Annotated in this window: 14 protein-coding genes; 6 read left to right on the top strand and 8 right to left on the bottom strand. The window is 62.3% G+C overall.

Annotated features, from left to right (window positions below; genetic code table 11):
- Positions 1–35: 35 nt before the first annotated feature.
- From coxB to AC0L2H_RS12235, 5 genes are read left to right on the top strand one after another with little or no spacing between them, the layout of a single operon-like run.
- The gene (gene coxB / locus AC0L2H_RS12255; RefSeq protein ID WP_473590460.1) at positions 36–920 is read left to right on the top strand and encodes a cytochrome c oxidase subunit II; all 885 of its coding nucleotides are present in this window, start codon (positions 36–38) and stop codon (positions 918–920) included.
- Between the two features lie 21 nt (positions 921–941).
- Entirely contained in the window at positions 942–2,711 is a 1,770-nt protein-coding gene (gene ctaD / locus AC0L2H_RS12250) for a cytochrome c oxidase subunit I (RefSeq protein ID WP_473590459.1), read from the top strand.
- Entirely contained in the window at positions 2,708–3,412 is a 705-nt protein-coding gene (locus AC0L2H_RS12245) for a cytochrome c oxidase subunit 3 (protein WP_473590458.1), read from the top strand. The genes ctaD and AC0L2H_RS12245 overlap by 4 nt, the downstream gene beginning before the upstream one ends.
- Positions 3,413–3,424: 12 nt before the next feature.
- On the top strand, positions 3,425–4,147 hold the full coding sequence (locus tag AC0L2H_RS12240; RefSeq protein WP_473590457.1) for a heme-copper oxidase subunit III family protein: 723 nt from the start codon (positions 3,425–3,427) through the stop codon (positions 4,145–4,147).
- A gap of 9 nt (positions 4,148–4,156) precedes the next feature.
- Positions 4,157–4,555: a cytochrome C oxidase subunit IV family protein gene (locus AC0L2H_RS12235; protein WP_473590456.1), complete on the top strand. Its 399-nt coding sequence runs from the start codon at positions 4,157–4,159 to the stop codon at positions 4,553–4,555.
- A gap of 88 nt (positions 4,556–4,643) precedes the next feature.
- Here the strand turns inward: AC0L2H_RS12235 and AC0L2H_RS12230 are convergent, their stop codons facing one another.
- From AC0L2H_RS12230 to AC0L2H_RS12220, 3 genes are all read right to left on the bottom strand, one after another.
- A complete protein-coding gene (locus AC0L2H_RS12230; RefSeq protein WP_473590455.1) occupies positions 4,644–5,462 on the bottom strand; it encodes a DUF2189 domain-containing protein in 819 nt (272 codons plus the stop codon).
- Positions 5,463–5,834: 372 nt separating this feature from the next.
- Positions 5,835–6,770 (bottom strand): heme o synthase, encoded by a 936-nt coding sequence (locus tag AC0L2H_RS12225; protein ID WP_473590454.1) that lies wholly within the window; start codon positions 6,768–6,770, stop codon positions 5,835–5,837.
- Between the two features lie 27 nt (positions 6,771–6,797).
- Complete coding sequence (locus AC0L2H_RS12220; RefSeq protein WP_473590453.1) at positions 6,798–7,178, bottom strand: c-type cytochrome; 381 nt, start codon at positions 7,176–7,178, stop codon at positions 6,798–6,800.
- A gap of 290 nt (positions 7,179–7,468) precedes the next feature.
- Here AC0L2H_RS12220 and AC0L2H_RS12215 point away from each other — a divergent pair, with 290 nt between their 5' ends.
- Positions 7,469–8,356, top strand: coding sequence for an alpha/beta fold hydrolase (locus tag AC0L2H_RS12215; RefSeq protein ID WP_473590452.1), 888 nt, complete (start codon positions 7,469–7,471; stop codon positions 8,354–8,356).
- A 60-nt stretch (positions 8,357–8,416) separates the two neighbouring features.
- Here AC0L2H_RS12215 and AC0L2H_RS12210 read toward each other — a convergent pair whose 3' ends face one another.
- The 5 genes from AC0L2H_RS12210 to AC0L2H_RS12190 form a co-directional block, all read right to left on the bottom strand.
- On the bottom strand, positions 8,417–9,928 hold the full coding sequence (locus tag AC0L2H_RS12210) for a sugar ABC transporter ATP-binding protein (RefSeq protein ID WP_473590451.1): 1,512 nt from the start codon (positions 9,926–9,928) through the stop codon (positions 8,417–8,419).
- A 21-nt stretch (positions 9,929–9,949) separates the two neighbouring features.
- Positions 9,950–10,939: an ABC transporter permease gene (locus AC0L2H_RS12205; protein WP_473590450.1), complete on the bottom strand. Its 990-nt coding sequence runs from the start codon at positions 10,937–10,939 to the stop codon at positions 9,950–9,952.
- Between the two features lie 14 nt (positions 10,940–10,953).
- Positions 10,954–11,847 (bottom strand): aldose 1-epimerase, encoded by an 894-nt coding sequence (locus tag AC0L2H_RS12200; protein WP_473590449.1) that lies wholly within the window; start codon positions 11,845–11,847, stop codon positions 10,954–10,956.
- 3 nt (positions 11,848–11,850) lie between these two features.
- Positions 11,851–12,900: a zinc-dependent alcohol dehydrogenase family protein gene (locus tag AC0L2H_RS12195; RefSeq protein WP_473590448.1), complete on the bottom strand. Its 1,050-nt coding sequence runs from the start codon at positions 12,898–12,900 to the stop codon at positions 11,851–11,853.
- A gap of 136 nt (positions 12,901–13,036) precedes the next feature.
- On the bottom strand, positions 13,037–14,014 hold the full coding sequence (locus AC0L2H_RS12190) for a substrate-binding domain-containing protein (protein WP_473590447.1): 978 nt from the start codon (positions 14,012–14,014) through the stop codon (positions 13,037–13,039).
- Between the last annotated feature and the right edge of the window lie 284 nt (positions 14,015–14,298).

Raw genomic sequence — 14,298 nt, 5'->3', positions numbered from 1 at the left:
CTTCGCGCCCCCTGAAATGCCGGGAGGAACGGGACATGGCCATAGCGCTTGTACTCGTTTTGATTGTCGTGGGCTCAGTGTTGTTCCACTTCCTGAGCCCATGGTGGTGGACGCCGATTGCTTCCAATTGGGACTATATCGACAACACCATCATCATTACCTTCTGGATCACCGGCGTCGTCTTCGCCGCCGTCGTCTTGTTCATGGCCTATTGCGTCTTCCGCTTCCGTCATCGGGAAGGGAACCGGGCGGCGTATGAACCGGAGAGCAAGCGGCTCGAATGGTGGCTGACGGTCGTCACCGCGGCCGGAGTTACCGCCTTGCTGGTTCCCGGCCTGTTCGTCTGGAGCCGCTTCGTCAATGTTCCAAGCGAAGCGACCGATGTCGAAGTCGTCGCCCAGCAATGGCAGTGGAGCTTCCGCCTGCCCGGCAAGGACGGCAAGCTCGGCACATCCGACACCCGTGACGTCACGCCCGAGAATCCGCTGGGCGTGATCGCCAGCGATCCCAATGGCCAGGACGATGTCGTCGTCGAGGCGGCCGATCTGCACCTGCCGGTCGGCAAGCCGGTCAAGATGCTGCTCCGCTCGATCGATGTGCTGCATGATTTCTATGTGCCGGAATTCCGCGCCAAGATGGACATGATCCCGGGCTCCGTTACATATTTCTGGTTCACCCCGACCAAGACCGGAACCTTCCAGGTCCTGTGCGCCGAACTTTGCGGCCAGGGGCATTCCTTGATGCATGGTGTGGTCATGGTCGATAGCCAGGAAGACTATCTGGCCTGGCTCGGAGAACAGCAGACTTTCGCGCAATTGACGGCGCCTGAGCAGACGGGCTCGGCCGACCAGATACCGGGAAAGACGATCGCGTCAGGTCAGGAAATTGCAGCAGAGCTCGAAACGGTCGGGTCTCGCTGAAAAGGGCACGGAGGTGCTCCCATGGTCGATGTCACGCCTGCAGATGCCATCCCGCCGGCCGAAGTTGCGGAAATGGAGCTCTACCATCCGCATAGCTGGTGGACGAAGTATGTCTTCTCGCAGGACGCCAAGGTCATCGCCATCCAGTATTCGGCGACGGCGACGGCGATCGGCTTTGTCGCCCTGGTACTGTCCTGGCTGATGCGGCTGCAGCTTGGCTTCCCCGGCACGTTCGACTTCATCACCCCGGAAGCCTACTATCAGTTCATCACCATGCACGGCATGATCATGGTGATCTACCTGCTCACGGCACTGTTCCTCGGCGGCTTCGGCAATTATCTGATCCCGCTGATGGTCGGCGCGCGCGACATGGTTTTCCCCTATGTCAACATGCTGAGCTACTGGATCTACCTGCTTGCCGTGCTGGTCCTGGTGTCGAGCTTCTTTGCGCCCGGCGGACCGACGGGCGCCGGCTGGACGCTCTACCCGCCGCAAGCCATCATGACCGGCACGCCCGGCGGCCAGGACTGGGGCATTATCCTGATGCTGGTCTCTTTGATCCTGTTCATCATCGGCTTCACGATGGGCGGCCTGAACTACGTGGTGACGGTGCTGCAGGGCCGCACGCGCGGCATGACGCTGATGCGCCTGCCGCTGACTGTCTGGGGCATCTTTACCGCGACCGTCATGGCGCTGCTTGCCTTCCCGGCGCTGTTCGTCGCCTGCGTGATGATGTTGTTCGACCGCGCGCTCGGCACCTCCTTCTTCATGCCGGCGATCGTCGAGATGGGCGAACAATTGCAGCATAGCGGCGGCAGCCCGATCCTGTTCCAGCACCTGTTCTGGTTCTTCGGCCATCCCGAGGTCTACATCGTCGCGCTGCCGGCCTTCGGCATCGTCTCCGACCTGATCAGCGTCCACGCACGCAAGAACATCTTCGGCTACCGCATGATGGTCTGGGCCATTGTCGGCATCGGCGCGCTGAGCTTCGTGGTCTGGGCGCACCACATGTATGTCAGCGGCATGCATCCCTATTTCGGCTTCTTCTTCGCCACCACGACATTGATCATCGCCGTCCCGACGGCCATCAAGGTCTACAATTGGGTGCTGACGCTGTGGCGCGGCGACATCCACCTCACTGTACCGATGCTTTTTGCCCTGGCCTTCATTGTCACCTTCGTCAATGGCGGCCTGACCGGGCTGTTCCTCGGCAATGTCGTCGTCGACGTTCCGCTGTCGGACACGATGTTCGTCGTCGCCCATTTCCATATGGTCATGGGCGTCGCCCCGATCGTCGTGATCTTCGGCGCGATCTACCACTGGTATCCGAAGGTCACCGGCCGGATGCTGGACGAGAGGCTCGGCCAGTTCCATTTCTGGGTGACGTTCCTCGGCGCCTATCTGATTTTCTTCCCCATGCACTATATCGGCCTGATGGGCGTGCCGCGGCGCTACAACGAACTGACCGACATGACTGTCATGACGGAGTCGGCGCATGACCTGAATTCGTTCATCTCCATCATGGCGTTCATCGTCGGCTTCGCGCAGATCGTATTCCTGTTCAATCTGATCTGGAGCATCCGCCATGGCCGCGAGGCCGGCGGCAACCCTTGGCGCGCGACCACCCTCGAATGGCAGACGCCGCAGACACCGCCTGCCCACGGCAATTTCGGCAAGGAACTGCCGATCGTCTATCGCTGGGCTTACGACTACAGCGTGCCCGGCGCCAAGGAGGACTTTATCCCGCAAAACATGCCGGGCGCCTTCGGCACCTCCAGGGAGCCGGCATGAGCGTCATCCTGGTCTTCCTGGCTGTAATCGCCGGCTTTGCCGGATGGTGGCTTTCCCACCAGCGGCTGATGGCGAAGCCATGGCTCGAGCAAGGCGTGATCGGGGATCTCATCGGCATGGAAGGCTCGGCGCTGCCGACCGCCAAGATCGGCCTTGGCGTCTTCCTCGCCGTCGTCGGCTGCCTGTTCGCGCTGTTCACCAGCGCCTACTTCATGCGCATGGAGCTGTCGGACTGGCAGCCGCTGCCGGTTCCGCGCCTGCTCTGGTTCAACACGGGGGTATTGATCCTGAGCAGCGTTGCGCTGCAATGCGCTTCGGTCGCTGCGCGCAAGGGCCAGATCGACACGGTCAGGCTCGGCCTTGCCACCGCCGGGCTCACGGCGCTCGCCTTCCTGATCGGGCAGCTTGTGGCGTGGCGGGAACTGACCGCCGACGGCTATCTGCTGACCGCCAATCCGGCCAACAGTTTCTTTTACCTGATAACCGGGATGCATGGCTTGCACATACTGGGAGGGCTAGTGGCGCTGGGCAGAACGACCGCCGGCGCCTGGAACGGCGCGCGGCCGCAGCGGCTTCGCCTCAGTGTCGAACTCTGCGCCATGTACTGGCATTTCCTGCTTTTCGTCTGGCTCGCCATCTTCGCGCTTCTGGCCGGCTGGGCGGCGACGTTCATCGACATTTGCCGACAGTTGCTGACCTAGGGGATCGGGCCGATGACGGAGACGACACTGACGCATATCGGCCAAACGGAGCCCCGCCCCGCCGGCTGGCAAGGCATCGCCGCCGACTGGTCGTCGGATCAGCGCGCGTTCAAGAACGTGTCCTGGGGCAAGGCCATGATGTGGATCTTCCTGCTCAGCGACACCTTCGTCTTCGGCTGCTTCCTGCTCTCCTACATGACCGCGCGCATGTCCACGCGTGTGCCCTGGCCCAACCCGAGCGAGGTCTTTGCCCTGCATATCGGCGGCTCGAACGTTCCGCTGATCCTCATCGCCATCATGACCTTCGTGCTGATCTCAAGCAGCGGAACCATGGCCATGGCGGTCAATTTCGGCTATCGCCGCGACCGCCGTAAAACGGCAATCCTGATGCTTCTGACCGCGGTGCTCGGCGCAACCTTCGTCGGCATGCAGGCCTTCGAATGGACCAAGCTGATCACCGAAGGGGTGCGACCCTGGGGCAACCCATGGGGTGCGGCGCAGTTCGGATCAACCTTCTTCATGATCACCGGCTTCCACGGCACGCATGTGACGTTCGGCGTGATCTTTCTGGTCATCGTGGCGCGAAAGGTCTGGCGCGGCGATTACGACACCGGACGACCCGGCTTCTTCACCAGCCGCAAGGGCCACTACGAGAATGTCGAGATCATGGGGCTATACTGGCATTTCGTCGATCTGGTCTGGGTGTTCATTTTCGCATTCTTCTATCTTTGGTGAGAGGCAGATATGGCTGAAGCAACCGCAAACGGCCTGGGGCCACACGCACTTCACACGGCGCATGAAGCGCCAGCGGCCGCTGTCGCCCAAGCGGAGGTTCATCAAGAGCATCCGATCAAGCTCTATCTGGTGGTCTGGGCATGGTTGTTCATCCTCAGCGCCTGCTCCTACATGGTCGATTATTTCGGCGTCCACGGCTACCTCAGATGGTCGTTGATCCTGATCTTCATGATGCTGAAGGCAGGTCTGATCGTCGCCGTTTTCATGCACATGGCCTGGGAGCGGCTGGCGTTGACCTATGCGATCATCCTGCCGCCGGTGCTGGTGCTGGTGTTCGTGGCAATGATGGTTTTCGAAGCGGATTACACGCTGCTCACGCGACTGTCGTTCTTCGGCGCCGGCCCCTGACGCGCGGCGCGTCCGGATCGACGCTCTTCGCCGCTCGAACCAGCCTGCCGCGCCGGCGCTCTCGCCGATGCGGCAAGGCAGGGTTCTTTCAGGTCGCCGGTCTGGCGGACGCCGGCGGTTCCACGACCTTGCGGTAAACGTGCCAAGTGGCGTGACCGAGGATCGGCAGCACGACCGCCAGCCCCGCGAACACCGGCACCGAGCCGATGATCAGGGCGACGGCGACGATCAATCCCCAGACAGCCATGGTGATCGGGTTCGCCAGCACTGCCCGCACTGAAGTGTGAATGGCTTCGTAAGCGCCGACGTCGCGGTCGAGCAGCAGCGGGAAGGCGACGACCGTTGTGCACAACACCACCACGGCGAAGACGAAGCCGATGGCGTGCCCAAGGATAATCAGCGTCCAGCCGCGACCGGTTGCGAATATCTCATTGATGAAGCCGGATATCGATGCCGGCGGAGCCGGGCCAAAGAGATATTGGTAGAACAACTGCGCTGTCAAAAGCCAGGTGATGAAGATTGCCAGCAGCATGATCCCGACCGCCGCGATCGCCGGCAAGGCCGGAGAATTCCTGACCTCGAAAGCGTGCCGCCAGGACGTATCGAGCCCGGCCTCCCTTCTCCGGCTTATCTCATAGAGGCCGATCGCCGCGAACGGGCCGATCAGCGCGAAGCCGGACACCAGCGGAAACAGCAGAGGCAACGCGTCCGCCCCCGATGTCCAGGCCGCGAGCACGACGCCGACGAGCGGATAGATCAGGCAGAGAAAGACGATATGCGAGGGCTTGACCATGAAATCGTCGACGCCGCGCCGGAGCGCGTCGAAGAGGTCGGAAACACCGATCTTTCTGACTTTCGTATGCTCCAGCGTCTCAGTGGCGCCGGCTATCACGTGAAAACTTGCCATGACCATTCCTCCAGATCAGGTCCGGCGAGGTCGCGAGTCTCAATGGTGCTACCGTTCGGCGTGATTGGCCACGCACAATCGCGACCGCACCATGATCAACATACTCTCTTGCGGGAGATTTGTCGCCCTTTGTCAGAGAGGTTTGACATCGTCAGGCTAGCTCTGGGAGCCTTTCTTCGATATTCTTTGCGTGTCGAAGGTAGAGCTCATGGACGGAAAGACTGTTCTCATACTGGGCCTCGGCATAGTTATTCTGCTGCTGCTGGGATTCTGTGCGCTGCCGGTGTGACGTATGAGCCCCGGCCGATGTCTTCCGTGCGGCAACTGCCGGCCTCGAAGCAGCAGGTACCCAAGGAAAGACTGGTCGTGCCGTCAGTTTCCGGCGGACATGACCGCGCGCATCGCAATGGTGTCGGCAAGCAGAATTGCGAAGATCGCGAATAGATAGAAAATCGAATAGGCAAACAGCGCTTTTGCGAGTTTTGTCTCCTGATCGGGAAAGACCAGAAGCTTCCAGGCGTGCCAGATGAAGCCCGCGCCCAATGCAGCCGAGACGATCCCGTAGAATCCGCTCGCGAATCCGAACGCCCAAGGCAGCACGGCGACTGGCGCCAGAAGCAGCGAATAGGCAAGCATTTGTTTTCTGGTCGAAGCCGCTCCGGCGACATTCGGCATCATCGGGATACCGGCCGCCGCGTAATCACCGACTTTGAACAGCGCGAGCGCCCAGAAATGCGGCGGCGTCCACAGGAACACGATCAGAAACAGAATGACGCTTTCAATGCCGATGGCGCCAGTGGCGGCCGCCCACCCGATGACCGGAGGAAGAGCGCCGGCGGCGCCGCCGATGACGATATTCTGCGGCGTCGAGCGCTTCAGCCACATAGTATAGATGACGACGTAGAAGAAGATGGTGAAGGCCAGCAGCGATGCCGCAAGCCACCCCACCAGCACGCCGAGCGTCATGACCGAAAGTGCGGAAAGCACCAGGCCGAAGCCGAGAGCTTCGCCCGGCGTGACGCGGCCTGACGGAATCGGCCGCTTTGACGTGCGCGACATTAATGCGTCGATATCGGCGTCGTACCACATGTTGAGTGCGCCGGCCGCTCCTGCTCCAACGGCAATTGCGCCGATTGCTACCAGGGCGATGACCGGGTTCATCGCCTCCGGCGCCATCATAAGCCCGACGAAAGCAGTAAACACAGCCAGCGCCATGACGCGTGGTTTCAGAAGCGCGAAGAAATCAGCTGCCGTCGCTTCCGAGAGGCGGATGCCGGTATCCCTGAGGCGGCTTTCCCTAGTCGACATTTTCAGGCGACCACCGATGCAACAGGGTTACTTCGAGAATTGCTTCAGATAGGCGATGACATTGGCGACGTCTTCATCCTTCTTGAGACCGGGAAACACCATCTTCGAGCCTTTGACCATGCCCCTGGGGTCGTGAAGATAGGTCGTCAGCGTGGGCTCGTCCCATACAACGCCCGATTTGCCGGCCGCCACCATGGCTTCGGAATATTTGAAATCCGGATGCGTGCCCGCCGTCCGGCCAATGACGCCGTTCAGCGATGGGCCGACCTTGTTCTTGTCCTCGTCCGCGACATGACAGGCCTTGCATTTCGTGAAGACCTTCTCACCGGCCGCGGCATCCTGTGCCTGACATTGGCCCGCGATGAAGGTCGCAACGGACACGACGGCGAAAAACGCAGTTGCGCGCATGGCATCTCCTCACCGATCGTCAAAAATATGCCTTGGACGATCCACGCGTGCCGATGCTTGAGCCGGCATGCGCCTTGCTCGACGAAGCGGAATATCCGCTTCTCCTCCGTGTAATTGCGGCATTTACTTACCACAGAATTTAGCCGGCAGATAGAAGAAGACACCAGCAAGATTGACCAAAGCGATGAAGCGGCTCCGATCGGCATCGGGCGCCGTCGGAACGCAAGCCGGTCAAAGGCGTTAGATCACCTACGGTTCAACGTCCGCAAATGAGAATCAGGGTAGCGTCCATGAACGACAGCAGCGTCCTGGAGGTGCGCCACGTCAGCCTCACCATCGACGGCGAGACGGTCTTCTACAGAGAGGCAGGTCCTGAAGCCGCGCCGGTGTTGTTGCTTCCGCACGGCTATCCCTGCTCGTCCTTCCAATATCGCCGGCTAATGCCGGCGCTCGCCGATCGGTGGCGGACGGTCGCGCCGGACTTCCCTGGCTTTGGCTACAGTGGAACCCCCGATCCGGCCCGCTTCGGCTATGATTTCGACGCCTACGCGACTTTTCTGGAGCGATTTACCGACGCGTTGAAACTTGGCAGCTACGCGCTATGGCTGCACGATTACGGCTCGCAGATCGGCCTGCGCCATGCCATAGCCCACCCGTCGCGAATCAAGGCACTTGTTATCCAGAACGGCGACATCTACGCGGATGCCCTTGGCCCCAAATACGAAACGATCCGGCGATTCTGGCGAGATCCTTCACCGGAGAACCACGCGCCGCTGGAACAAGCGGTCAGCGAGGACGGCTTTCGCGCCGAGTTCGTGGGTGAAGTCGATGACGACGTGGCGCAACGTATCCCGCCCGATATGTGGAAATTGCATTGGCCGCTGATGGATACGCCGGTTCGCCGCACGCTGTCAGTCGGGCTGATGGAGAAGCTCGAGGCTAATCTCGACTGGTTCCCTCGTTACCAGGGCTACCTGCGTGAGCAGCAGCCGCCGGCAATGATCCTTTGGGGGCCTAAGGACGAATACATGCCCGAGCCGGCAGGGCGCGCCTATCTGCGGGATCTACCTGAGGCCGAACTGCATCTGCTGCACGACGCAGGGCACTGGCTGCTGGAGACCCATTTTGAGGTCGCCCTGCCGCTGGTGCGACGGTTTCTCGCCAGGGTCCTGCATTGATCGCCGCGACGACACCGGGCGTGCAGCTGCTGATTCTTGCGAAATTCAACAGCGGAGTCCCTAAAGACAGGCGGCCATCAGCGTGTCGGTCTCGATTCCGGGTGCGGAGAATTCCTGCACGAAGTTCCCGTCCTTCAGCACCAGGACCCGGTCGCAGACCTTCGGCAATTCCTCGATCTCGCTTGACACGAAGATGATGCTTTTGCCCTCCGCGGCGAGTTGGCGGATGATGGCATAGATTTGCGATTTCGCTTCGACATCGACGCCACGGGTCGGCTCGTCGAGCAGCAGAATACGGCTCCCGGCATAGACCCAGCGGCCGATCACCACTTTCTGCTGGTTGCCGCCCGAGAGCGTGCCGACCGGCGTGTCGATACGCGCCGTCTTGATGCCGATGCGGCGGACGATGTCACCTGCCGCTTCCGCCATCCTCGATGCCGAGATGACGCCGCTCACCGCCACTTTCGAGAAATCGGTGGCGACAGTGTTCTCGTCGACGCCGAGCAGCGGCATGATGCCGTCCTCCTTGCGGCTTTCCGGCGTCATGCCGATGCCGCTCTTGACCCTGTCGCCATACGAGGCGTGGGTGATGTCCTTGCCGTCGAGCAGCACGGCGCCGGCGCGCACGCCATCGAGCCCGCCGATCGCCCTCAGCAACTCGGTTCGCCCTGAGCCGAGCAGGCCGGCAAAACCCAACACCTCGCCGCGTTTCAGATCGAACGAGACTCCCGAGAGCTTTGGCGGTACGGCCAGATCGCGCACCGACAGCACGGTATCGCCTCCCCTCGCCTCCCCGACCAGCCGATCCTCCTGTTCGCTGCGGCCAAGCATCAGCCGGATGATCTCCGCGGTGTCGGCGCCGGCGACCTCGACAGTCCCTGCCACCTTGCCGTCGCGCATCACCGTGGCGGCCTGGGCGATCTGCCGGATCTCGCTCATACGATGGCTGACATAGATCACCGCGATGCCGGCGGCGGCCAGGCTGCGCACGGCCTTGAACAGGAGCTCGACCTCGGCGGCCGCAAGCGAACTGGTCGGCTCGTCGAGGATGACGAGCTTCGGTTCGCCGATCATGACGCGGGCGATCTCGACGAGTTGTCGTTCGGCCGGGCTCAGCGTCGCGACGCGCCGACGCGGATCGAGCGTCAGCCCAAGCCGGGCCAGCGTCTCGCTCGCCTGATGCTCCATCTCGCCGTGGGAAAGCACGCCCATGCTGGACGGCCAGCGACCAAGGAACAGATTCTCGGCAATGCTCATGCCGACGATCAGGCTGAGTTCCTGATAGACGGCGCGCACGCCGAGCCGGGCCGCTTCGACCGTGCGCTGGGTGCCAGAACCGGTCAGAGCCGCACCGTCGATCGTGACCCCGCCGCTGTCGGGCACGGTGGCCCCGGTCAGCAGCCGGATCAGTGTCGATTTTCCCGCGCCGTTCTTGCCGAGCAAGGCGCGGACTTCGCCCCGGTCGATCTCGAAATCGACATCGTCCAGCGCCAGCACGCCGGGATAGCGCTTGGTGGCGCCATGCACCGCGGCGACCAAGGGCTGCGGGTCCTGCTGGCGGGCGGTCTGCATGGCTAGTCCTCCCGGTTTGCGTCAAGCGCCGAAAATGCGGCGTTCGCGATAGCGCGTGACCAGGATGTTGGCGAGCACGGCTGCGACGATGATGACGCCGCGCACCACTTCCTGGAAGAACGGATTGATGCCGCGCAGCACCAGCCCGTTGCCGATCAGCGTGATGACGAAGACGCCGAGCAACGTGCCGAGCATCGAGCCGCGCCCGCCCGACAGCGCGGTGCCGCCGATGACGACGGCGGCGATCACGTCGAATTCCAGGCCGGAAGCGGTGCCGGCATTGCCGGAGCCGAGGCGCGCGGTCAACAGTACACCGGCAAGGGCTGCCATCACGCCCGACGTGGTGAAGATCAGCACGCGAATGCGCGCGACGTTGATGCCGCACAGTTCCGCGGCATTGGCGTTGCCGCCGACGGCGAAGATCGACCGGCCATAGGCGGTCTTCTGACTGACGAAGGAGAAAATGGCGAACAGCACCAGCATGACGATGGCCGACGTGGGGATGCCGAACATGTTGTCGGCAAGGATGTCGAGAAAGGCGTTGTCGGGAAAGGTGACGGGCAGCGCGTTGGTGGTGAAGAATGACATGCCGCGCAGCGCGCTCCACAGGCCGAGCGTGGCGACGAAGGACGGCACCCCGAAATAGGCGCGCAACGATCCGGCGAAGGTGCCGAGCGCACCGCCGATGGCGAGCGCCGCCAGGATGGCCAGTGCAACGTTGACATCAGCCTTCAGCATGAAGGCGAGGCAGACGGAGGTGAAGGCGACCATCGGCCCGACGCTGACGTCGATCTCGCCGGCGATGATGATCAACGTCACCGCCCAGGCGGCAATCGCGATGGAAGCAGCGTCGCGCAACAGCGAGAGGTGGTTGTTGGCCGACAGAAAGCCGTTGGTGGTCGCGCCGAAGCCGAAATAGAGGACGAGCAGGATGACGATCAGGCCGATCTCGTTCATGTCGAGCGCGAACAGGCGAAAGCCGCGCCGAGGGTTGGTTGTGGTCGCACTCATCGCAATCTTCCTCGTCAGGGCCGGTGGCAGGAGTAGCGGACGGAACCCGTGAGGCTTTCGCCTTGTGCCAGCCTCACCAGTCCGCCGCCGGAGGGCATGTTATGTCCGTCAGCGCTATGGCTCATCGGTTCGAAACAAAAGAAATCATAGTCGTAGCCGGCATCGAAGGCCGGATCGGAGACAAAGACCAGATAGCGGGAAAAGATCGGATCGGCATCGATCTCCAGGGAAATCCCGCTCTCCGGCCAGTCGATGTCAGCCCTGCCGTTCCAGCCCTCGAAAACCGTGTTGACCCAGCGGCGCGGCAGGCCGCGCGGCTGAGCGAAGTCGATATCGCCGGCCACCGGATGCTCGATTGTCGGCAGCCAGGAAGAATCCTCGTCCCAACAAGAGCGGGCGGCCGCCTTGAGCGTGGTCTCTTTCGTCAGCGGGAAATAGGGATGCCAGCCGACACCGAAGGGCAGCGCGAACTCGCCGCGGTTGGTGACGGACAGCGTCGTCGTCAGTGTGGGGCCGTCGATCGAAAAACGCTGCTCGGCATCATAGGCGTACGGCGTGCCATCGCCACGATGGCCGAACGCAAGTGCGATCTCGGTGCCTGTGTGATGGACAATTTGCCATTCGCCGGTCCAGCCGTCGCCATGCAGATAGTGTCTGTCCCAGTCCATGTTGGGTTTGAGCGAATATTCACGGCCTTCGAAGGTGAAGCGGTTACCCCGCACCCGATTGCCGAAAGGCACCAGCGGAAAGCAGCCCGATTTCAGCGCCGCGCGTTCCCGCCCTTGCGGCGGCTCGCGAAACAGCGGCACCTCCACAACGCCCGACCGGGAAAGGAACCGCCAAACGGCTCCGCCGGTGGTGCTGACAGTGAGGCTCAGCGCTTCGTTGGCGATTTCGATATCGGCCATCGCTCAGTCCGGAAATTCGACGATGACTTTTCCGGAGCGTCCGCCTGCCATCAGCGCATAGGCTTCGGGTGCCTTTTCCAGCGGGAAGGCATCGGTGATGATGTCGTGCGGGTGCAGGCCCCAAGCGTCGAGATCCTCGCAGCACTGATCCATATTGTGGACGCTGGTCACCCATGAGCCGTAGATGGTCCGCTGGCGGTGCAGAAGGTTGTCGCTGACATCGAACTCGACCTTGCCGGTTTCGCCGATATAGACGCAGCGCCCCCAGGTGCGCGTCGCCTGCAACGCCAGCACCCGGCCGCGCGGATTGCCGGAGCAGTCGATGGCGACGGCAGCACCGCCTTTGGTCAGCTCGTTGATGGCGCCGAGCGCCTCCGGCCCAGCGATGAAGCCGTGATCGAGCAGGCCGAGCTTCCTCGCTGTCTCGACCCGATCGGGTTGGGTATCGACGCCGATTGCCAGGCGCGCGCCACGGCCCTTGGCCAGCATCAGCGCCGCCATGCCGACCGGCCCGAGGCCGACGACGAGCACGGCGTCGCTGCCCGAAACATTGCCGCGCAGCACGGCCTCGTAGGCGGTGCCGACGCCGCAGGAGATGAAACAGCCGTCGCGATAGGACAGTGTGCCAGGCAGATGCACGAGGTCGCGCTCGTCGGCGACGAGATATTCGGCATGGCCGCCATCGCGCTGCCAGCCATAGGCGGCACGCTGCGGATCGGTGCAGGAGATCTGAAAACCCTTGCGGCAGTTGCGGCAAAAGCCGCAGCCGGAAATATGATAGACGGCGACGCGATCGCCCGGCTTGAAATGCCGGCAGCCGGCGCCCAGTTCGACAACCTGGCCCGCCGGCTCGTGCCCCGCCACCACGCCCTGATAGGAGGTGCGCGGATCGTCGCCGAGATGCTTGTGGTAGATGTAGTGGATGTCGCTGCCGCAGATGCCGGACGCTTTCATCTTCAGCAGCACCTGGCCGATGCCCGGCTCAGGGCGGTCGATCTCGCGCAGGTCGACAGTGGAATTGCCTGGCAGGTAGGCGGCAAGCATCTTTGGCATGGTCAGGCTCCGGACCCCGGCTCTTTCGGCCGCGGGTAGTATCCGAGGTTGTCGGTTTCCCGAAAAGTTGTCAGTTCCCGAAAGGACTGGCCGCCGCAATGCGGCGGCCAGTATCGCATGGTTTGGGAGGATGCGATCAGGACAGGCCGTCCTTGTGGGTTTCGAGCCACTTCTTGGCCTCGTCTGCCGATTTGAAGATCGATATCCCCATGGGCACGATGATATCGGCGGCCTTCTTGCCCTCGGCGCCGTTCAGCGCCTGTTCGAGCGCCAGCTTGCCGATGCCCTGGCCGGACACGTCGGCCACTGCCTTCATCACCGAGAAATCGGCGAGTTCGGTCGCGGCCGAGGACGTCATATCGGCGGCGAAAACAACGACCTTTCCGGTCAGGCCGCGCTGCTTGATGGTGCGCACCGCACCGGTGCCGGCATCGCCGCCCTCGCCGAAGAAAGCGTTGATGTCCGGATTGGCCGACAGCATCTGGTCGCTCACCGATACCGCATCGTCGAGCACGGTGCCGCGCTGGTTCGCCGAGATGACATAACCGGGAACCTTGGCCTTCAGCGCCGCCTCAAAACCTTCGCGGCGCTTGACGCAGACTTCCACGAACTCGCAGTTCAGCACGCCGATCTTCGGCTCCTTGATGCCCTGGGCGATGAAATAGTCGGCCGCGACGTCGCCGAGCTGGCGGCCGAACTCCGTCGGATCGGCGACCGCGTAGGCATAGACATATTTCTTCATGTCGGCATCGTTGATGCAGGTGTTGTAGCACACGACCGGAATGCCGGCCTCGTGCGCCCGCTTGATGGCGCGCACCGAACCGTCGGCGGAGACGGCCGACAGGATGATCGCCTTGACGTTGGCCGAGATCAGGCGGTCGATGAAAGAGGCTTCGGCGCCGGGATCGGCGCGCGCATTGGTCTCGAGCAGGTCGATCTTCTTGCCCATCGAGCTGGCGCCGTCCTGGATGCCCTTGCGCACGGCGGCATAGAAACCGACGTCGTCGAGATAGATGGCGCCGATGCCGGTCGAATCGGCCAACGCCGGTGCGGCCACCGAGGCAAACGTGGCCGCCGCAAGCGCGGCGATTGCAAACTTCTTCATGGATTTCATGTCGTCCTCCCAACGGATGGTGAATTGCGCCCGTCGTGGCGCCGCAGCCAATCGGACTGCAGGCAACCTGTTCCTACGGGACTTGCCCAATCCGAGATCGACGTTAACATCTAGATCGGATCAAACCAATTTATAGATACTATGTTTAATACTACTGTCAACGCCTTTTCTGGGCACCATAGGGGCGGTTTATGCGGGATTTGCTGCACCGCAGCATCACAATGGGCGTTGAACGCGCCACCAAAGTCGACTAACGTGCGCTATAGATATGATCTATTAAGCGA

It is taken from the genome of Mesorhizobium sp. WSM4871, from assembly GCF_055811295.1.
The sequence above is the reverse complement of the archived record's forward strand: the minus strand, read 5'-3'. Positions and strand labels throughout refer to the sequence as shown.